Source organism: Roseburia sp. 499, from assembly GCF_001940225.2.
Lineage (GTDB): Bacteria > Bacillota > Clostridia > Lachnospirales > Lachnospiraceae > Petralouisia.
Window position 1 is genome coordinate 3,111,274 of sequence record NZ_CP135164.1, and the last position, 19,132, is coordinate 3,130,405.

General features: G+C 39.2%; 22 protein-coding genes and 1 tRNA gene. 5 read left to right on the top strand and 18 right to left on the bottom strand.

Annotation, left to right across the window (positions count from 1 at the left end; all coding sequences use genetic code 11):
• Window positions 1–95: 95 nt before the first annotated feature.
• A complete protein-coding gene (locus BIV20_RS15285) occupies window positions 96–266 on the top strand; it encodes a DUF362 domain-containing protein (protein WP_075717511.1) in 171 nt (56 codons plus the stop codon).
• A 55-nt stretch (window positions 267–321) separates the two neighbouring features.
• Here the strand turns inward: BIV20_RS15285 and BIV20_RS15290 are convergent, their stop codons facing one another.
• From BIV20_RS15290 to BIV20_RS15355, 14 genes are all read right to left on the bottom strand, one after another.
• Complete coding sequence (locus tag BIV20_RS15290; RefSeq protein ID WP_075717714.1) at window positions 322–933, bottom strand: MerR family transcriptional regulator; 612 nt, start codon at window positions 931–933, stop codon at window positions 322–324.
• A 185-nt stretch (window positions 934–1,118) separates the two neighbouring features.
• Window positions 1,119–2,450, bottom strand: a complete 1,332-nt coding sequence (gene dnaB, locus BIV20_RS15295) for a replicative DNA helicase (RefSeq protein WP_075717513.1) — start codon at window positions 2,448–2,450, stop codon at window positions 1,119–1,121.
• Window positions 2,451–2,462: 12 nt separating this feature from the next.
• Complete coding sequence (rplI, locus tag BIV20_RS15300; protein WP_075717515.1) at window positions 2,463–2,912, bottom strand: 50S ribosomal protein L9; 450 nt, start codon at window positions 2,910–2,912, stop codon at window positions 2,463–2,465.
• Window positions 2,909–4,960, bottom strand: a complete 2,052-nt coding sequence (locus BIV20_RS15305) for a DHH family phosphoesterase (RefSeq protein WP_075717517.1) — start codon at window positions 4,958–4,960, stop codon at window positions 2,909–2,911. Before BIV20_RS15305 ends, rplI begins: the two co-directional genes overlap by 4 nt.
• A 191-nt stretch (window positions 4,961–5,151) precedes the next feature.
• Window positions 5,152–5,415 (bottom strand): 30S ribosomal protein S18, encoded by a 264-nt coding sequence (rpsR, locus tag BIV20_RS15310; RefSeq protein WP_075717519.1) that lies wholly within the window; start codon window positions 5,413–5,415, stop codon window positions 5,152–5,154.
• A gap of 17 nt (window positions 5,416–5,432) precedes the next feature.
• Window positions 5,433–5,876, bottom strand: a complete 444-nt coding sequence (locus BIV20_RS15315) for a single-stranded DNA-binding protein (protein WP_075717521.1) — start codon at window positions 5,874–5,876, stop codon at window positions 5,433–5,435.
• A gap of 17 nt (window positions 5,877–5,893) precedes the next feature.
• Window positions 5,894–6,184 carry a 30S ribosomal protein S6 gene (gene rpsF, locus BIV20_RS15320; protein WP_075717523.1) on the bottom strand — a complete coding sequence of 97 codons (291 nt, stop codon included), beginning with the start codon at window positions 6,182–6,184 and terminating at the stop codon, window positions 5,894–5,896.
• A 111-nt stretch (window positions 6,185–6,295) separates the two neighbouring features.
• Window positions 6,296–6,484 carry a DUF951 domain-containing protein gene (locus tag BIV20_RS15325; RefSeq protein WP_075717525.1) on the bottom strand — a complete coding sequence of 63 codons (189 nt, stop codon included), beginning with the start codon at window positions 6,482–6,484 and terminating at the stop codon, window positions 6,296–6,298.
• Between the two features lie 31 nt (window positions 6,485–6,515).
• Window positions 6,516–7,247 (bottom strand): NAD-dependent protein deacylase, encoded by a 732-nt coding sequence (locus BIV20_RS15330; RefSeq protein WP_075717527.1) that lies wholly within the window; start codon window positions 7,245–7,247, stop codon window positions 6,516–6,518.
• 17 nt (window positions 7,248–7,264) lie between these two features.
• Window positions 7,265–8,041 (bottom strand): class B sortase, encoded by a 777-nt coding sequence (gene srtB / locus BIV20_RS15335; RefSeq protein WP_158024892.1) that lies wholly within the window; start codon window positions 8,039–8,041, stop codon window positions 7,265–7,267.
• Window positions 8,042–8,152: 111 nt separating this feature from the next.
• On the bottom strand, window positions 8,153–9,133 hold the full coding sequence (locus tag BIV20_RS15340) for an aminopeptidase (protein ID WP_075717529.1): 981 nt from the start codon (window positions 9,131–9,133) through the stop codon (window positions 8,153–8,155).
• Window positions 9,134–9,357: 224 nt separating this feature from the next.
• Window positions 9,358–10,593 (bottom strand): ABC transporter permease, encoded by a 1,236-nt coding sequence (locus tag BIV20_RS15345; protein ID WP_075717531.1) that lies wholly within the window; start codon window positions 10,591–10,593, stop codon window positions 9,358–9,360.
• Window positions 10,594–10,621: 28 nt separating this feature from the next.
• Window positions 10,622–12,274, bottom strand: coding sequence for an efflux RND transporter periplasmic adaptor subunit (locus tag BIV20_RS15350; RefSeq protein WP_075717533.1), 1,653 nt, complete (start codon window positions 12,272–12,274; stop codon window positions 10,622–10,624).
• Between the two features lie 3 nt (window positions 12,275–12,277).
• The gene (locus BIV20_RS15355) at window positions 12,278–12,976 is read right to left on the bottom strand and encodes an ABC transporter ATP-binding protein (RefSeq protein ID WP_075717535.1); all 699 of its coding nucleotides are present in this window, start codon (window positions 12,974–12,976) and stop codon (window positions 12,278–12,280) included.
• A gap of 214 nt (window positions 12,977–13,190) precedes the next feature.
• Between BIV20_RS15355 and BIV20_RS15360 the strand changes: the two genes are divergently transcribed.
• Together BIV20_RS15360 and BIV20_RS15365 are read left to right on the top strand one after the other, a co-directional pair.
• Window positions 13,191–14,150 carry a dipeptidase gene (locus BIV20_RS15360; protein ID WP_075717537.1) on the top strand — a complete coding sequence of 320 codons (960 nt, stop codon included), beginning with the start codon at window positions 13,191–13,193 and terminating at the stop codon, window positions 14,148–14,150.
• Between the two features lie 32 nt (window positions 14,151–14,182).
• Window positions 14,183–15,019 (top strand): C40 family peptidase, encoded by an 837-nt coding sequence (locus BIV20_RS15365; protein ID WP_075717539.1) that lies wholly within the window; start codon window positions 14,183–14,185, stop codon window positions 15,017–15,019.
• Here the strand turns inward: BIV20_RS15365 and BIV20_RS15370 are convergent.
• Window positions 15,016–15,192 (bottom strand): YlcI/YnfO family protein, encoded by a 177-nt coding sequence (locus BIV20_RS15370; protein ID WP_192848856.1) that lies wholly within the window; start codon window positions 15,190–15,192, stop codon window positions 15,016–15,018. The genes BIV20_RS15365 and BIV20_RS15370 overlap by 4 nt on opposite strands.
• Before the next feature lie 289 nt (window positions 15,193–15,481).
• On the opposite strand from BIV20_RS15370, the gene BIV20_RS15375 reads away from it, so the two are divergent.
• Window positions 15,482–15,802 (top strand): hypothetical protein, encoded by a 321-nt coding sequence (locus BIV20_RS15375; protein WP_075717541.1) that lies wholly within the window; start codon window positions 15,482–15,484, stop codon window positions 15,800–15,802.
• Between the two features lie 232 nt (window positions 15,803–16,034).
• Entirely contained in the window at window positions 16,035–16,442 is a 408-nt protein-coding gene (locus BIV20_RS15380; protein ID WP_143524480.1) for a hypothetical protein, read from the top strand.
• Window positions 16,443–16,510: 68 nt separating this feature from the next.
• Here the strand turns inward: BIV20_RS15380 and BIV20_RS15385 are convergent, their stop codons facing one another.
• The 3 genes from BIV20_RS15385 to BIV20_RS15395 all read right to left on the bottom strand — a co-directional run bounded on the left by BIV20_RS15385 (window position 16,511) and on the right by BIV20_RS15395 (window position 19,082).
• Window positions 16,511–17,341 (bottom strand): Rpn family recombination-promoting nuclease/putative transposase, encoded by an 831-nt coding sequence (locus tag BIV20_RS15385; RefSeq protein ID WP_075717545.1) that lies wholly within the window; start codon window positions 17,339–17,341, stop codon window positions 16,511–16,513.
• 138 nt (window positions 17,342–17,479) lie between these two features.
• Window positions 17,480–17,553 (bottom strand) — tRNA-Met (locus BIV20_RS15390).
• Window positions 17,554–17,669: 116 nt separating this feature from the next.
• Entirely contained in the window at window positions 17,670–19,082 is a 1,413-nt protein-coding gene (locus BIV20_RS15395; RefSeq protein ID WP_075717547.1) for an alanine/glycine:cation symporter family protein, read from the bottom strand.
• Window positions 19,083–19,132: the final 50 nt, after the last annotated feature.

A 19,132-nucleotide genomic window follows, 5' to 3' on the forward strand; every position in this document is an offset into this window, starting at 1 on the left:
ATTCCCCTTGTAATCACTACCTATTTGTATTAAAATAGAAGAAAGCTACCATTTGTAGCTCAAATGAATATTCATTTTTAAAGGAGGAAAATAGTATGGCATACGTAATTACTGACGCTTGTGTAAGCTGTGGTACATGTGAAGGAGAATGTCCAGTAGGCGCTATCTCCGCTGGTGATGGCAAATTCGAAATCAACGCTGATTCTTGCGTAGATTGTGGTACATGCGCTGGTGCTTGTCCTACAGGAGCTATTGAGCAGGGCTAATTTCACAATAAGAGAAGTAATAGGAGCTGTAAAATCAGCTCCTATTTTTATGTCCTTATGTTGTTAAATTTGGATTCAATTTTTTCTTTACAAACAATTTTTTCTCCGTTTTTTCTTTTCGGAACCGTTTTCCCTTCTGATGATTCCGAATCGCTTCATCCAGTTTTCGAAACCGTTCTTCCTCTGCCTCATCCTGCTCTCTCATAAGATAATTCATTTCTTTTAAGACCCTGTCTCCTACCTGGATTCCAACCTCCTTTCCCAACGCCTGATTGTTGGCTTCAACTGCCTGCTTCACAATCCCTATCATCATATTTTGAAATTGTTCCAGCTTGACAGTGTTTAAAGCGGAATTATTATGATGTTTATTAGAAACTATCGGCTGCTGCATACTGGAAATCACCTGATTTTCTTCAAAATCTTGCGCTTTTTCCATTGTTGTTTCTCCATTATGTATCATCATTCGGATTGCCTTTAGCTGATATCCTTTTTCCTTCCACTCTTTTATCTTTTGAAACTGCGCTATATTCTCTTCTGTATAATAGCGGTGCCCCATCTCATTTCTGGGAATTTGAAGTTCTAGTTCTTCTTCCCAATATCGTAAGACGTGAGACTCTACATTCACTATATTTGCCGCGTCTGAAATCATATAGCGTAATTTTTCCACAATTCTACCTCCTTTAGGAATATGCATGTCCATTTCCTTTACTTACTATTCTAACGATTTCACAGACAGGTTACAATCATTTTTCATCGTGAAATAATGACACAAAAAAACAGATACTTTTCTTTTTAGAAAAATATCTGTTTCCTTTTACAACAAATACACATTTTTGCATATTAAATCTAAAATTAATTTTTCTCCATATTCGCAAACTTGGTGTACTGCGGAAGCCAAACCAGATTAACTGTACCAATAGGACCGTTTCTTTGTTTTGCTATAATGATTTCTGCAATGTTCTTATCCGGTGTATCCTTATTATAATAATCATCACGATAGATGAACATTACCACGTCGGCGTCCTGCTCGATAGCTCCGGACTCACGAAGGTCCGAAAGCATTGGGCGATGGTCCGGTCGCTGCTCCACCTGACGACTTAACTGGGACAATGCAATTACCGGTACATTGAGCTCTCTGGCAAGACTTTTCAGCGAACGGGAAATATCAGAGATTTCCTGCTGTCTGGAATCACTCTTTCCATTCCCGGACATCAACTGCAAATAGTCGATAATAATCAGTTTCAAATCATGTTCTAACTTATACTTACGACACTTAGAACGCAACTCAGAAATCGAAATACCCGGCGTATCATCAATAATCAATTTGGAACGTCCAATGGTACCCGCTCCCTCTATCAGCTTTTCCCAATCAGAGTCCGCAAGATTACCGGAACGAAGTAACTGCGCATCCACTCTGGATTCAAGGGAGAACAGACGGTTTACCAACTGCTCCTTTGACATTTCCAGACTGAAGATAGCCGTACATAAATCACTGTGGAACGCCACATACTGCGCTATATTTAAGACGAACGCCGTTTTTCCCATAGAAGGACGTGCTGCAACAAGAATCAGGTCAGATGGTTGAAGCCCGGACATCCGGTAATCCAAATCCACAAATCCGGTTGCAATTCCCGTAACGCTTCCTTTCGTCTTAGATGCCTGTTCAATTTTCTCCAGTGCATTAATTACTACCGTCTTAATCGGTACATAATCCCCGCCACTTTTATTTTGCAAAAGATTAAATATCTTCTTTTCTGTATCCGCCATAATGTCATCTACACTCTCGTTCTGAAGATAACATTCATTTGCAATCTCTTCATTTACCTTGATAAGCTTACGCAGGGTTGCTTTTTCCTTGACAATATTGGCATAATATTTAATATTTGCAGAAGTTGGCACAGCCGTTACCAGCTCTCCCACAAATTCCATACTACTCAGTTCCGCCGGAACATCCTTTTCACGCAAACGATTCTGTAAAGTAACCACATCCACCGGCTGTTCTTCATTGTACAACTCAATCATGGCTTCAAACAAAATTCCATACTGCTGATGATAAAAATCTTCCTTTATCAAAGTTTCAGAGGCAATAACAATTGCCTCCTTGTCCATAATCATGGAACCGATAACCGACTGCTCTGCTTCGAGACTATTTGGCATAATCCGTTTGATAAGAGCTTCCTCCATAACCGGGTCCTCCTATTCCTCTGTTACTTTCACCTTCAAGGTTGCCGTTACCTTTGGATGAAGTTTAATGGTTACTTCATGTACACCCAAAGTTTTTAATCCCCCATCCTCTAACTGCATTTTCTTTTTATCCAATTCCAGATTCAACTGCTGCTTTGCTGCGGCTGAAATTTCTTTACTAGAAACAGAACCGAAAGTCTTTCCGCCTTCTCCTGTCTTAATCTTAACCGTTACCTGCTTTGTAGCAATTTCTTCTGCCAGTGCCTTTGCAGCCTCCAGATTCTCTTTTGCCACCTTGTCTGCATGCTGGTTTTGGAGTTTTAAATCATTCATATTCTTACTGGTTGCTTCTACTCCAAGTTTTTTCGGTAAAATCATATTTCTTGCATAACCGTCACTGACGTTTACAATGTCACCTTTTTTTCCCAACGACTTCACATCTTCTAATAATATTACTTTCATATTTCTATATCTCCTTCTTCAATCATTTCATCCAACGTTTCCATCAACTGTTCTTCTGCCTCATCCAGTGTGCAGTTTATCAGCTGCGCTCCTGCCATATTTAAATGGCCGCCTCCGCCCATTCTTTCCATAATAATCTGTACATTGATTTCGTCGATAGAACGAGAGCTGATATATATTTTATCATTATATTCTGTCAGCACGAAGGAGGCTTTGATTCCTACAATATTTAACAACTCATTTGCCGCCTGTGCTCCCACAATGGTTGGACTCTCAATATTCTCACCCGGACAAACAGAAATGGCAAAAGAGCCGCGGTATACCTTGGCATGGCGCACTGCTTCTGCCCGCGCTTTATAAGCTGTCATGTCATCACGCAATAATTTCCGCACACGCGTCACCTCTGCTCCACAGCGGCGTAGATATGCAGCTGCTTCAAAAGTACGCACGCCTGTCTTGGTCATGAAATTATTGGTATCAATCAGAATACCTGCATAAATACAATCTGCTTCTGCTGGTTTCAGATGAATATTTTCATTAAAATACTGTAACACTTCTGCTACCATTTCACAAGTAGAGGACGCATAAGTCTCGATATAAGATAGCACCGCATTATCAATCACTTCACTACTCTGTCTGTGATGGTCAAATACCACTATCGTTCTGGTTCGATTTAACAAATCCGGACATTCCACTAAATTTGGGCGGTTGGTATCTACTACTACAACTGCAGTATTATAATCCACCAGTTCCATCGCCTTTTCACTTCTTACAAACATATCCACCGGATAACCTTTTTCCTCGGAAAAACATTCCTTTACCGGACGTAATGACGAAGTCACTTCATCAATGACAATATGTGCCTTTTTCCCCAACACCTGTGCTGCACAGTAAACTCCCACTGCTGCTCCAAATGAATCCATATCGCTGATTCTATGTCCCATAATCAGAACCTGATCCTTGGTCTCCATAATTTCCCGAAGAGCATGCGCCTTGACACGGGCCTTGACACGGGTCATTTTTTCCACCTGTCTAGACTTTCCACCAAAATAGGAAATCTTCTCGCCATCTTTCACTACGACCTGATCTCCACCACGACCTAATGCAAGGTCAATCGCCATACGGGAATACTCGTACTTCTGATTGTAATTGGAAGCATTCACACCCACACCTATACTCAGCGTTACTGCCATTTCATTTCCCACTTTAATGGTCTTTACTTCTTCCAGAATACTAAACTTATCTTGAATCAGTTCCTCCAGATATTTATGTTTGAACACTACAAAATATTTGTCTTTTTCAATCTTTTTTATAATACTGTCTCGCTCTGAAAAGTATTTGCTTACTTTTCTGTCTACCAATGCCACCAGCAAAGAACGTTTTACTTCTTCAATACTTTCCAACGCCTCTTCGTAATTATCGATATACACTAGTGCTGATACCAACTGCTGTTCTTGATTTTCCTGAATATAATGGTGAAGTTCTGTCTCATCAAACAAGTACATTGCTGTCAAATACTGTTCATTATTTTCCAGTTCTATAACGCCACTGTCTTCTGTTACTTCATCAAAATAAATCCGGCTCATACTTGCACGGTAAATCTTTTCTTCATAGGTTATCTGCACATTACTTCCATCACCTTCTTTTTCCAATAATTCTCTGGTGATAGTCGGAAAAATAGTCGTAACGGACTTATGATATTTCTTGTCTTTTCCAGTAATTTTCATAAATGCTTCATTCATCCACAAAATCTTACTGTTATAATCCAATAGTGCATAAGGTATCTCGAATTCATTCAACAAATGCTTCTGTACCGTAGCGTATTGGGTTGCAAAATTGATAACCTCATTGAGCATTGCCGGCTTATTAAAAAAATACGCCACCAATACAACAATAAAATATAATACGGTAAAAATAGAAACACAGATACCTGCATTCGTATTCATATAATATACCGGTATATTCATCAATACTACCAATATAGTAAGCATCAATGGCCAGTACATATAACTTTTTAGGTGTCCTTTCAGACGAATCTTTCTTTTCATTTACTCTCTCCTGCATATACATGCTTAACATTTCCGCAGTGCTCATTGCCTAATACGCACATTATACCATTTTCGGACGGCAAGTTAAAGGGGTTTTTTCTTTGCTTGTATCGCGAACGGTTTCAAAATAGTATATGCAAAAAACGCCACCTCCGACTGAAACTCAGCCAGAAGCAGCGCTTCTAAATTACTTAGTCTGTTACATATGGCATTAAAGCAATATGTCTTGCTCTCTTGATTGCTACAGTGAGAGCTCTCTGATGTTTTGCACAGTTTCCTGTGATTCTTCTAGGAAGAATTTTTCCTCTTTCAGAGATGTATCTTTTTAATTTGTTTGTATCTTTGTAATCGATCACATTATCTTTTCCACAGAATACGCAAACTTTTTTTCTTCTACGCATTCCGCCTCTTCTCTTCATTGGAGAATCGCTTTTTTCGGTTTTATTGTAAGCCATTGCCTTTACCTCCTGTTCTAATTAAAGGGTAATTCTTCATCAATTCCATCTGGAATGTTCATGAAACCATCTCCAGCGGCTGCACTAGGTTCCGGTCTGCCAGCTGGCTGAAAACCGCCACCCTGACCTTCACTTGCTGCCTTGCTCTCTGCAAATTCCTGATCTTCTACGACAACGTCAGTTGTGTAAACCTTCTGTCCCTCCTGGTTTGTATAGCTTCCAGTCTGGATTCTTCCGGTTACAACAACCTTCATTCCTTTATGGAAATATTTTTCTGCAAATTCACCGCTTCTTCCGAATGCAACACAGTTGATAAAATCTGCTGTCTGCTGGTCTCCGTCACGTCTGAATCTTCTATCTACTGCCAGAGTATATCTTGCAATTGCCATAGCCTGCTCGCCTTGTGAATAGCGAACCTCAGGATCTCTGGTTAATCTACCCATCAGTATAACCTTATTCATGTTATCTCCTCTTTCTATTACGCCTCGTCCTGTCTAACGCATAAGAAACGAAGTACATTGTCCATAATACGTACACGAGATTCTACTTCTGCCGGACAATCTGCTTCCGCATCGAACTGAATAAAGTAGTAGTAACCTTCTCTCATCTTCTGGATTTCGTAAGCTAATCTCTTCTTACCCCAGTCATCTACGTTGGTTACTGTTCCACCGAAACGAGTAATAATCTCTTTTGCCTTTTCTACGGTTTCGGTTCTTACATCATCCTCGACTTTTGCATTAACAACGAGTGCTAATTCATATTTGTTCATGCTTGTCTTACCTCCTTTTGGTCTTTTGGCCCCCTGCATCTGCAAGGAGCAAGGATAAATTAATAACTAATATATCACGGACTAATATATTACCATACCTATCCAGATTTTTCAAGTATTTTTCCGAATTCCCTTTGTATTTTTTTCTACCAGCTTTCTGGCTATCATAATCTGATGTCCGCACCCTAAACACTTCAAGCGAAAATCTGCTCCTACGCGAAGCACTTCCCACTCCTGACTTCCACAAGGATGCTGTTTTTTTAGTTTTACAATATCTCCTACTTCATATTGTATCGGCATGTTATGTCCTCCTTTTGAATTCTCAATTGCATTAGACACGAATCTTTGCAAACAGCTCTCCAATTGCCACCGGAAGCACTAAATTCGCACTATTATCTTTAGATGTTTCCGATTTATTAATCAACACCAATTTATTTCCCTGATAATAATCCACAAGTCCCGCTGCCGGATATACCGCAAGAGAAGTTCCTCCAATAATCAACATGTCCGCCTGACTGATATAATAGATAGCCTCCTGAATAGTTTGATTATCCAGTCCTTCCTCGTACAGCACCACATCCGGCTTAATATCGCCACCACACACTTCACACTTTGGTACACCTTCGCTATGCAAAATATACTCTGCATCGTAAAATGCATGACAAGATTCACAGTAATTTCGATGTACACTTCCATGAAGCTCCAAAACTTTTTTGCTACCTGCTTTCTGGTGAAGCCCATCAATATTCTGAGTAATGACAGCTCTTACCTTTCCTGCCCGTTCTAATTCTGCAATTTTTTTATGAGCCATGTTGGGTTCCGCATCCAAACAAAGCATTTTATTCCGATAAAAACGATAAAATTCCTCTGGTTTTTGCCTATAAAAACTATGACTCAATATCATTTCCGGCGGATAATCGTATTCTTGATGATACAAACCATCTACACTTCGAAAATCCGGTATTCCACTTTCTGTAGAAACTCCTGCTCCACCAAAAAACACAATATTATCACTTTCTTCTACCATTTTCAAAAACTGCTGCACTTTTGCTGATTCTTCCATATTTCTCCCTGCCTTTCTTATTCCGTCTTTCGCTCTATCACTTCCACCAATGTCCCATGCACCAAAAAACGATAGTTCTCTCCATCCGGTGTACACGTCATCAATGTTACCGTCTTTTGTTCCTGTGTCGGTGTAATTCCCGTATCATAATTACTTTTTTCCTTTACGTTTTGGAGCCACTCTCCATATGATTCTTCACTTCCAAATTGATATGTAAAAGAATCCCAGCTCACATCTGCTACATAACAGGAAAAAATATTATATCGATAAACGGCATCTTCTGTATAAATCAAAAACTCTGGATTTTCTCGATAAATCTGCTCATCTTTAAACTGATTAAGTTTGGCAAACATGGACTTATCCTTCATATTATGTCCATATATAAAGGTATTATCATCGCTAAAATCCGCCGCATTTTCCGCCTCCACAAAAATGCTTCCGCACTTTATTTCCTGTTTATCAAAAGTATGTGTCAGATAATACTCGTTGTCAGTTCCATGTACAACCGGATAACTAATATCCATATTTTCAAAGCGAATCCATCCCACAATATCCGGATTTATCTTTTTTAATGCTTCAAAATCTACCGAAAAATCTTCCGGTACTACATCGGAGCTATCTTCAGCTTCTACGGTATTGGTAAACTCTTCTAATCTATCGTAACTCTTCTGCCCCTTTGTATACTCCCAGAAAATCAAACAAAGACGAACCAACGCATAAATAAAAACAAAAAGTGCAATGACCAAAACTATGGTACTTTTTATATCCTTTTTTCCTTTTTGCATTTTTTCCATAAAAAAAGCCTCCCAGTCATACATCTAGCTATTTACTAGTATAATGTATTTCCGGGAAACTTTCAATTTATTATTAATTTCGCTGCTTTCGTTGCTTTTGCCATAGAAATTTTATTCTACAATTCCTGTTGCAACAAAATCATAATGAATAGGACACACATTTTTGCCACCAAAAAGATGGTTCATGCCGATTGCAATATGGAACGTTCCAATCACGTTTTCATCCAAAACAGAATCTCCTAATACTCCTGTTACGTTCGGATTCATTCCAATTCCAAGTTCTGCAACAACACCCCCATTTTCCGGAAGTTCTTTTAAAAATGCATTAAATTCTTCATTGGTTGAAGAAATCAAATGTCCGTTTTCAATGGTAACTGTAACATCATGGAATACTCCCACCTCTTCTACTGATAATGTCTCAAAATAAACTTTTCCATTACTCTTTTCTTCCACAGGTGCAATGTAAACTTCCCCACATGGAAGTGCTCCATCTCCGGCATCTGCAATCCATTCGCGCCCGGTTGTATCTAAGGTCAGTACACAATCTTTTCCGGTTCGAATCGTTCGTACATTTCCGGTAAAACTGTCGATTTTTGCCTGGCAATCAGTCTTCATCTTTGCATAATCAATATCAAGAGCCTTCATGATTCTTTCCTTATATGCTTCCGGTTCCATTCCTACACATTTTGCATTTGTATCAGAAGGCATTGTAACCTGAATCATTTTTTTCTTCTTGCTGAATGCCCCAAACAATTTTTGCAAATATGTACCAAATACCGGATATTTCTCTTTAGATAAGTCTGCTGGCGGAAGCCCTGCCGGCTTTTCTATAATATCAATTACCGTATCTACGATAGCAAACTGCTCCATCCATTTTTCCGGAACTTCTCCATTCATATTTTCTACCAATTCCCGTTCATACTGATTGGTATGAAGAAGTGTCATCGGCATTGCCCCTTCTGCTGCTACTGCTCCCACAAAATCATACAGATCCTGTATCTCAGTATCCTCCCCCCAAAAGTTTAACAATACGACTTCCCCTTTTTGTAACTCCATTGCCTTCACTAATTTACATACTAAATTTTTTTCCATTACTTGTATCCTCCTTTTACATTGATACTCATCTAATCAAATTCCTTAATCATTTATAACATGTCTTTGTTTTGTTGTCAATATTTATTTTTATATCTATCTAATTGCTTTTCATTCATTTTAATTGATCCCCACCTTGCATTCTCCTACAGAGAAATCAAAAGCCGCCCCGTCATGCCAATAGCTTCAACTATTAGCATGACTGAGCGGCTTTCAATTTAGCATTAATTTCTTCGCAATGCTTCAATCGGACTTAACTTCGCTGCTTTTTTTGCCGGGTAAATACCAAAGAAGATTCCAATCGCACAAGAAAACAATGTTGCACCTATAATAGTACTTGCCTTGATTCCCGGGCTGATTGCACTTGCCATGACACTACTCATAATTCCACAAATTCCTAATGCTCCAAGAAATCCTAACAATATACCCAAAATTCCTCCTACAATTGTGAGGATTGCAGCCTCTGCCAAAAACTGCATTAGTATAGATGATGTTTTCGCTCCTAAGGACTTACGAATTCCTATTTCTCTTGTTCGTTCTGTTACAGATACTAACATAATATTCATAACACCAATTCCACCTACAAACAGAGATATCGCTGCTACACATGAAATAAATGTTGTTACAATAGCTAACATGCCATTCATTTGTGAAATCGTATCTTGAAAGCTCTGTATCTGATAGTAATCCTCACCTGAACTTTGATGTCTGGAATCCAACAAATGAATCAAATCTTTCGTCACTTGTTTTGCATCTGCCCCATCTGCGGTGAACACATAGAAAGAATAGAATCCATCACTTTCCCATCCAAACGATTCAAAAGATGTATATGGTACATTTAATGTTACCGGCATTCCTTCATAAGTATAGCTAACAAAGCTTCCATTTTCCTTTTGCTGCGTAACTCCTATAATACGATAACTTTGGCTAATACCATTTACATTTACGTCAATATCCATTCCCACTACATCATCCGAACCAAACAGTCTCTTAGCATCTTCATTTGTAAGTACGCAAACCCTGTTTCCTTCCTGTACATCTACCTCTGTATAATAATTGCCACGCTTCATATTGTAATTCAAAGATTTCCAGGAGTCCTCTGTTCCACCGCTAAGTGTTAAGGAAAACTCTCCTTTTCCTGTGATTGTTGTCCCGCTGGCGCCATCATTCGGGCTGACCCCTTCTACACCATCTACTTTATTTTTAACAGCTGCCATATCCTCCGATGTAATCCACTCTTCCGCATTCACGGCATCATCGCTACAGCGTACATAAATCTGTCCGGTACCAAGGTCTTCTACTTCCGCATTCATAGCATTTGCTGTTCCATCTCCAACTGCCATAACCATAATAACCGAAGCAATTCCGATGATAATACCTAACATGGTCAGAAAAGAACGTCCTTTATTAGCAGTAATGTTCTTTAACGCCATTTTTATATATTCTAATATCTTTCCCATTTAAGTACCTCTTTTCCGCTCTGCTCCACTATTCTGCTTCTGCACCGGAGGTCCCAACTGTAATCTGGTCACCCTCTTCATAATTTCCCGGATCCGGAATTACCTCTTCTCCAACTTCCAATCCTGTGGTAATTTCGATACAATCATCCGATGTTGTACCGGTTTCTATGATACGTTTTGTCAATATACCATCTTCGCATACCCAGCAGAAGCTACCATCTTTTCCAATATTTACAGCCTCTGTCGGTAAAATTACCACATCCTTTGCCTCTGCTGCCTGAATGGATACCTTTGCTTCTACGCCAAGAAAAATCTTGTCATCCGGATTATCAATATGAACAGTTGCTGTAATTGCAGTAGAAGTTGCTGCCTGATTACTTCCACTCATACCACTGGTTGCAATACGACTGATTCTGGTAACCGTTCCTCCATAGGTCTGACCTGCAAAAGTAATCGTCGCCTTCTGTCCCTCCTGTACCTTTTCATATACGTTTTTCGACAATGTAACATCAACATTTACATCATCTATACTCTGAAGCGTAAACATCTGCATTCCCTGCGCTACAGTTGCACCTTCCACTACCTGTCTATCCGAAATAACTCCGTTAAATTCTGCGCTGATTCCTTTTTTACCTTCTTCAATCAGCTCTGCTAAGGACTTCTGCTCTAACTCTGCCAGATTATTATTGGTCTGCATCTGTGCCTTTGCTTCTTTACTAAGAGCTGCTGTATCTCCTTCTGCAATTGCTTTCTGTGTCTCTAGCTGAGCCTGCAAATCTGCCAGTTCAGACTGTGCTGTCGTAAGTTTCTTCTGCAATTCTGCATTTCCGCTTTCTCCAGTTCCGATAGACATAGATGCCTGCAATGTTGTAATCTGAGTATTAACATTATCTAACTGGGATTTCTTGGTATCATAATCATTCTTTGCTGTACTTAATGCTGCATTTGCTGCTTTTAAAGCTTCAGAAGCTGTTGCTATGTCTGTTGCATTTCCTGTTGCCGTTGCTGCATCAAAATTGACCTGTGCATTCTGCTGTACATTCTGAGCTGCATTATAGGCTGCCTGTGCCTGTTCTACCGTTACTGCCAACTCTCCCTGCTGTTGCTGTAAGGTTGCTATTTGAGCGTTAATACTGTCATTTGCCTGCTGCTGCGCTGCCGCCTGTGCCTGAGCATCTCCTGCAACAGCCGCCGTAAGATTTGCCACTTCCTGCTTCTTAGCATCTACCTGCTGTTGTAATGTTGCTGCTTTATTCTTCGCTTCCGCCTGCTTTTGCGCCGCTTCTGCTGACTTATTTATCGTATCCTGATATCCAAGACTATTGGCTTTTACTGTAAGTTCTGCCTTCTGGTTCTGAGCTTCTAAATCATCCAAATTGAACTCTACCAACTTATCCCCTGCCTTTACCAAATCTCCCACTTGGAAATCTGCCGTTTTTACAGTTGCATTTACCGGTGAAAAGAAAACTTTCTGCTGACCGCTTACCACAGTTCCGCTGGTCTCTACCGTTTCCTTTACATCTCCCTTTTCCACCTTTATCGTTTCTACTGCCATTGATTGTGCCATGGCTTCTCCTGCACTTGCAATGTTCTTCGCAACGACAGCCCCTAAAACAACCACTACCCCCACAATCGGAATTACAATTTTCAACACTTTTTTACTGGTTTTATTCTTTTTCATCTTCTATTCTTTCTCCTGTTCGTTATAATAATCTTCTACTATTTTTCCATCTAAAATTCGAACAACTCGCTTTGCCTGGTCCGCAATATCATTGTCATGGGTAATCAAAATCACACTTCTTCCGGTATTATGCAATTCTTTTAAGATTCCCATAATCTCTTTGGTAGATGCAGAGTCCAAGTTTCCCGTTGGCTCATCTGCCAAAATCACCGGTGGCTTTGCCGCTATTGCCCTTGCAATGGCAACTCTTTGCTGTTGTCCTCCTGACATTTCCGACGGTTTGTGATGAATACGTTTTTCCAGGCCCACCATTTTCAATGCTTCTAATGCCAGTTTGTGACGTTCACTGCGCCCAATTCCACGATATATCAGCGGCAATTCTACGTTTTCTATAGCCGTCAGATTTGCAATCAGATTAAATCCCTGAAAAATAAATCCTATCTCTTCATTTCGAATTTCTGAAAGCTGATTATCCCTCATTTGAGACACATCTTTCCCATTCAGATAATATTCTCCCGAGGTTGGCACATCCAAACAACCTAACATGTTCATCAAAGTAGACTTTCCTGAGCCGGAATGACCGATGATTGCTACAAACTCACCCTTTTGAATCTCCAGGCTCACATGATCCAACGCCCGTACTTCATTTTCACCGGGATTATAAATCTTACACATATCCCTTACTCTTATCAGTGCTTCCAACGTTTTCCCTTCCTTCCCTTTACTTTTTCCATTTTCTGTTTATTATGATAGTATAAGTTTCTTAAGAAAAATGTTGCTTTTTCTTAACTTAACCTAAAAATCATTTTGTTACTCTAGTTATATAACGAAATAAAATCCATTATGTCTTCAGGAATTTTTTCCCTGTAAAGTACATAACATGGATAGAAACGCTTTTACAAAGGAAGGAAATACGATGAAAATTGTTGATATGCACTGTGACACCATTTCCAGAATATATAAACATCCCGGCTCTGCCCTTTTAAAAAATAATTTCCAATTGGACCTTCAGAAAATGAAATCTGCCGGATACCTCTTACAGAACTTTGCCATGTTTATAAATTTGGATGAGACTGATTCCCCGTATGACACCTGTAAGAAACAGATTGCTATTTTTCAAAGGGAAATGGAAGAAAACCGGGACTTGATTCGCCCTGTTACTACCTATGAGGAAATTGTAGAAAACGAAAAACAAGGAAAAATGTCTGCCTTAATGACCATCGAAGAAGGTCAGGTATGTAAAGGAGATTTAAAAATACTAAAGGAGTTCTACGATGCCGGTGCTCGTATGATGACCTTTACCTGGAATCATAAAAATACATTAGGTTTTCCGGCTGAACCTGCTCACGGCACTGAAAAAGGCGGGCTTACCCACCTTGGAATTGCATTTTTAGATGCCATGGAACAACTGGGCATTATCCCGGATGTTTCCCATTTATCAGACCGGGGAATTATGGATGTGTGTCAGCTTGCCAAAAAGCCTTTTGTAGCAAGTCATTCTAACGCACGGACACTTTGCGGCAGAGGTCGAAATCTCCCGGATGAATTGATACAAAAAATTTCCCAAAAAGGCGGCGTAATTGGTGCCAATTTTTACGGTCCATTTCTTACCCCTGTCCCAGATGACACCGGTTGCTATTATAGCTATGTAAAGGATATTGCAAAACATATTCGCCATATGGTAAATGTGGGTGGCATCTCCTGTGTCGGACTTGGCTCTGATTTTGATGGTATTGATAATAATATAGAAATGAAAAATTGCAGTCATATAGAAATGCTGGAAGCAGAACTTCGAAAAAACGGATTCCACGAAAGTGAAATAGAACGTATTTTTTATAAAAATGTACTTGATTTATATAAAGAATTACTGGTTTAATTCAATTATTCTATATATGGAGAGGATTTTATATGTATACAGGAATTGTAATTGTTCCCAAAGCAACACTTTATGAAAATCCTACCAAAGAAACAGTCTCTGACGAATTGCTGTCCGGCTGGCTCGTTACTGTCGTGCAGGAACTGGGCAGATTCTTAAAAATCGTTACTGACTATGGCTATTCAGGTTGGCTGGAAAGACCTACAATATGCAAAATATCTCCGAAATCATTGAAACGCTGGCGGGAAGCTCCTACTGCAGCGCTTTTATGTAGAAAAGCAACCGACCTACTAAAAACGCCAAAGGTTCAGGCTCCTATTTTATCTACTCTTTTTATGGGTAGTCGGGTGATGCTATGCGGCAATGCATTAGATGGTTGGCAAAAAATACGAACGGCTGACGGATGCTGTGGCTATGTTCCAGCCATCTCGCTTTTATCCTCTACTTGTCAGGAACCTGGTTCCTTTGACTCCCAGCATAATGATGAATGGAATATCCGCTCCTGTATTCTAAACTATGCCATGTCATTTTTAGGCACGCAGTATCGCTGGGGCGGAAAAACTGCCATGGGGCTCGACTGTTCCGGCCTTACTTTTATGAGTTACTATATGTGCGGCATTGTGATTTATCGGGATGCGATAATAAAGGAAGGTTTTCCGGTACATGAAATTCCATTTTCCTCTATAAAACCTGCTGACCTGTTATATTTTCCCGGTCATGTGGCTCTTTATCTTGGAAATGGAAAGTATATTCACTGTACCGGAAACCTCAGTAGCTTTGGCTGTGTCATTAACAGCCTGCGCCCGGAAGATAATGATTACCGGGCTGATTTGGCAGAGAGTTTAGTGGCTGTGGGGAGTGTGTTTTAGTTTTCCGTTGTTTCTAAATTCTCCAACGCATACTCACACGCCTGAATTACAAATCCCGAAAAGGTTACATCATTTTCTTGTATCACATCATTGATTCTCTCTACCAATGGCAGAGGGAATCTTATTGTTTTATTCTCTGTTTCTTTTTTATCTGATTTGATTTGAAACGCCATTTCCTGCACCTCCTTCTACCTTACAATACTAATTCTCATTTTCTTTGTTTTATGCATTGCATATTGCATTGCATTTGTATTGCTTTCGTGGTAAAATGCAGTTTAAAAAGACACGGAGGATAATTCAATGTAAAAAACTTTACAAAATGGATTAAAAATAATTTGCAACATATTAGACAACGAACAAAAAGAAATTTTCCAATTATTAAATGCACGTCTTTCCCCTAATCAAAAATCAACTCTTAAATGCAATACTTTACAACTAAGACAGGGTTGCAAGAATGCCTATGTGGATTACTCGGCTTATTTCTGGATAACTATTGCAGGTGCTCATTCCACCTATCGGATTACACTGTTTTATACTGATGCAAATACAGAAAACGGTAACTTCCGTACACAGCTTGGAAAAATCCAATTTTGGAAAGATATCCACTATACCGACGAAGATTCTATCGGTTCCCCAAATTACAAATCCCCTGATGGTCATTGGTCACTTTATTCCGAAAACAGCCATGACCCTCATTTAAAAATTGATGAAAATGGCTATTCTGCACAGGCAGTAATAGATAAATTTATGGCTTTCCTTAAGGAAAACAACGAAACCATATAGAAACTCTACACTTTTTAATACAAAAGGCGATAAAAAAGGAGCACACAAATTATGAAGGAAAAATTTAGGAACTTAAACAAGAAGCAACAAGTCTCAAATTGAAGCTATTGTATTATCAGAAGAGATAAAAGAAAACAAAGACGAATTAAGCAAATTAAAAGAACAGTTAAATACTATTTTAACTAGTTTAAATGAAAATAAAGATAATATCGAGGAAGAACATTACACTGAATTGACTGAAATGGTAAATAATAAAATTACTGAAATTGATACTTTAATTGCTGCTATCGAGCAAAAAGAAACGGAGGAATTAGCAAACGATGACTTTGAAGTTCCAACTCTTCCTACACCTACAGAACCTTGGCCGGCATATTTGGAAGTAAGGTTCGGAGCTGATCCAGGAAAAGTAAATGGTATTGGCTGGTATCATGGCTCTTTACATTATATTTGGACATGTACGGATACTATGACAGGTGAATATAGATGGTTCAATGATTCAATGCAGCCACCTGCTTTCTTATCTCAGAGTGAAATAAATACAATAAGAGATATTGTTTATAGTTATCCTGGACCAAGTGGTGAAGGAACTCCTGGAGAAGAAAGAACTATTGATTATTGGGTTTGGGGCGCAAATTATTAATATTTTAAAGAGGTCTTTGCGACCTCTTTTTTCTCTAAAATTGCATTCCAAAATGACCTATTTTCCCATTACTTCCAGTATTTCTTCACATAATCCTCAGCTTCCTCTTCACCTAGAGAAAACTTTTCTTTTATCTTTTGCAACGTATCCTCTTGTGAAATCTGTAGCTCACAAAATGATTCTACTAATGCCTGTATTCCTTGTTCTTTCCCCTTTTCAATACCTATTTCAAGAATGTTCATCTGTATCGCCTCCCATTCTTCGGATTCCTTTACTTCCGACACAATATTGTCAAGTTCTAAAATGCGCTTATCCTTTACTAGTATATTCGGATTCTCTAACGTTGTTTCTTTCATATATTGTAACAAACTTACCAATTCTTTGGAACCCTTTTTACTGGACATATTCAAGAAAATCTTGGTAGTTCCATCTTCCAAGTGCAATCCTTCCACTTCTTCACACTGCTCTGTAAATGTATATTTTGCCAAATCCTTCTTAAAAATATCCTCTTGGGTAATAAAAATAATTACAGTAGACGGTAACTCTTTGTATTTTGTTTCTTTCCCCGATTTTAATATCGGCGTATCCAACATCCCCTGATAATAGCGAGAACGTTTAGGAATATTATCACTGCTGCTATCATTTTGCATTTCCATATTAAATTGCCGATTATTTTTGTCCTTTGCCCAGGCATCCAGGCGAATAGCTCGTTTCCCTGAACGATTCAGTATCACCTGCTCCACCTTTACTTCTTCCAGTTCCAGATTTTCTTCCTCCAGAATAATACTGAGTGTACATTCATACGCACGCTTGTTCTTCATGACAGATAGAAACAAAGCAAAATCACTCAGATTAAACTGATACTCTGTTGGAAATACATTTTTTGTGTCTTTCTCCATAGATTGTCCTCCTGATATAAAATTTGAATTGTGATAAATATGAAATTTGCGGGATATTACCGCTTTGACAAGCCATTGCTTGCTAGAAATGAATTTCTTATGTAAAAAGCATTACCAATAACGGTAATGCTTTTCGAGTTGCGGGGACAGGATTTGAACCTGTGACCTTCGGGTTATGAGCCCGACGAGCTTCCAGACTGCTCCACCCCGCGTCAACGTTACATATTATAGTCCTTTTTTCTTCTTTTGTCAAATTTTGGTTTTTTCTTTTCAATTTTCCTTTCTTCTTTACTAAGTATATGCCATTTTAGCCGGATTATTCATAATATTATAAATGTTTTTTCTTCTCAAAGAATTCTTTCGTTTCCTTCACTACCACTCCACTCAATGCAAAAATAGCAATCATATTAGGTAACGCCATCATTCCGTTAAAAATATCCGCTAACGTCCACACTGCTTTTATAGTCATATAAGGTCCAATAAATACTGCCAGAATATATAACCACCTGAATACTCCTACAACCTTTTTCCTTCCTCCTGACAGATACTCCAGACACCGTTCGGAATAATAATCCCATCCTAAAATAGTAGTAAATGCAAAAAAGACAAGACATAGCATCAATAGGAAAGACGCAACTTCTGCCGGTATAGGCAATCCCTTTCCAAATGCATATGCAGTTACTTCCACTCCTTCTAACCCATCTACTTTCCAAGCTCCGGTAAGTACAATAGCAAGTCCGGTCATAGTACAGATTAATATGGTATCAATAAAAGTTCCTGTCATAGATACCAAGCCCTGACGCACCGGTTCTTTCGTCTGTGCTGCTGCAGCTGCAATCGGTGCTGAACCAAGCCCTGCTTCGTTAGAAAAGATTCCTCTGGCAACTCCCTTTTGCATTGCAACAAATATACTTCCCACAATACCGCCCGTCACTGCTGATGGTTGAAATGCTCCCTTTACAACAGTCACGATTGCCTGTGGTATTTCCCTAATATTACAAATAATCAATGTTACACAAAATAGAATATAAATCACTGCCATAAATGGAACAACAACCTGTGACACACTGGCAATACGCTTAATTCCCCCAATTAATATCAAAGCTACGAAAATACTTAATACCAGTGAAGCAATTACTACGGTCCAGGAATATGTTCCAATCCCCGGAATCGTAACTGTCCACAACTGATTCGGATCAAAAACATTATTAACTGCCGAAGAAATACCATTAACCTGCGAAAAAGTTCCAATTCCTAATAATCCTACGCAAACGCCAAAAAAAGCAAATATCTTTGCCAACCACTTCCATTTTACTCCCATTCCACGTTCTATATAATAGAAAGGACCTCCCAAAACATGATTTTCTTCATCTACCACACGATATTTTACAGCCAACAAACCTTCTGCATATTTTGTGGCCATTCCAAAAAGCGCCGCTACTTCCATCCAAAAAAGAGCTCCCGGACCGCCTGCGGCAATAGCCGTTGCCACACCCACGATATTTCCGGTTCCGATTGTAGCTGACAACGCTGTACACAAAGCACCAAAAGAGCTGACTTCCCCGTCACCTTCTTCTTCATTTTTTATCATCCATTTCAGCGCCAACGGAAGTCGTCGTATCTGCAATACTCCCAAACGCACCGTAAGCATAATGCCTCCAACTAGTATTAATACCATAAGGGGCACGCCCCAAACAAAATTATCTACTATTCCTAATATCTCATTGATTGTATTCCACATATCCGCCGCCCCGTTTCCTTCGTAAATATGGGATAAAATACCATATTTTA

Bases quoted from the DNA above. Each gene is read 5' to 3' on its own strand.
- BIV20_RS15370 (WP_192848856.1), bottom strand. From the start codon at position 15,192: ATGGCGTTTCAAATCAAATCAGATAAAAAAGAAACAGAGAATAAAACA.
- BIV20_RS15360 (WP_075717537.1), top strand. From the start codon at position 13,191: ATGAAAATTGTTGATATGCACTGTGACACCATTTCCAGAATATATAAA.
- BIV20_RS15365 (WP_075717539.1), top strand. From the start codon at position 14,183: ATGTATACAGGAATTGTAATTGTTCCCAAAGCAACACTTTATGAAAAT.
- BIV20_RS15395 (WP_075717547.1), bottom strand. From the start codon at position 19,082: ATGTGGAATACAATCAATGAGATATTAGGAATAGTAGATAATTTTGTT.
- rplI (WP_075717515.1), bottom strand. From the start codon at position 2,912: ATGAAAGTAATATTATTAGAAGATGTGAAGTCGTTGGGAAAAAAAGGT.
- BIV20_RS15340 (WP_075717529.1), bottom strand. From the start codon at position 9,133: ATGGAAAAAAATTTAGTATGTAAATTAGTGAAGGCAATGGAGTTACAA.
- BIV20_RS15350 (WP_075717533.1), bottom strand. From the start codon at position 12,274: ATGAAAAAGAATAAAACCAGTAAAAAAGTGTTGAAAATTGTAATTCCG.
- dnaB (WP_075717513.1), bottom strand. From the start codon at position 2,450: ATGGAGGAAGCTCTTATCAAACGGATTATGCCAAATAGTCTCGAAGCA.
- BIV20_RS15285 (WP_075717511.1), top strand. From the start codon at position 96: ATGGCATACGTAATTACTGACGCTTGTGTAAGCTGTGGTACATGTGAA.
- BIV20_RS15385 (WP_075717545.1), bottom strand. From the start codon at position 17,341: ATGGAGAAAGACACAAAAAATGTATTTCCAACAGAGTATCAGTTTAAT.
- BIV20_RS15330 (WP_075717527.1), bottom strand. From the start codon at position 7,247: ATGGAAGAATCAGCAAAAGTGCAGCAGTTTTTGAAAATGGTAGAAGAA.
- BIV20_RS15305 (WP_075717517.1), bottom strand. From the start codon at position 4,960: ATGAAAAGAAAGATTCGTCTGAAAGGACACCTAAAAAGTTATATGTAC.
- BIV20_RS15325 (WP_075717525.1), bottom strand. From the start codon at position 6,484: ATGCCGATACAATATGAAGTAGGAGATATTGTAAAACTAAAAAAACAG.
- BIV20_RS15345 (WP_075717531.1), bottom strand. From the start codon at position 10,593: ATGGGAAAGATATTAGAATATATAAAAATGGCGTTAAAGAACATTACT.
- srtB (WP_158024892.1), bottom strand. From the start codon at position 8,041: ATGGAAAAAATGCAAAAAGGAAAAAAGGATATAAAAAGTACCATAGTT.
- rpsR (WP_075717519.1), bottom strand. From the start codon at position 5,415: ATGGCTTACAATAAAACCGAAAAAAGCGATTCTCCAATGAAGAGAAGA.
- BIV20_RS15315 (WP_075717521.1), bottom strand. From the start codon at position 5,876: ATGAATAAGGTTATACTGATGGGTAGATTAACCAGAGATCCTGAGGTT.
- rpsF (WP_075717523.1), bottom strand. From the start codon at position 6,184: ATGAACAAATATGAATTAGCACTCGTTGTTAATGCAAAAGTCGAGGAT.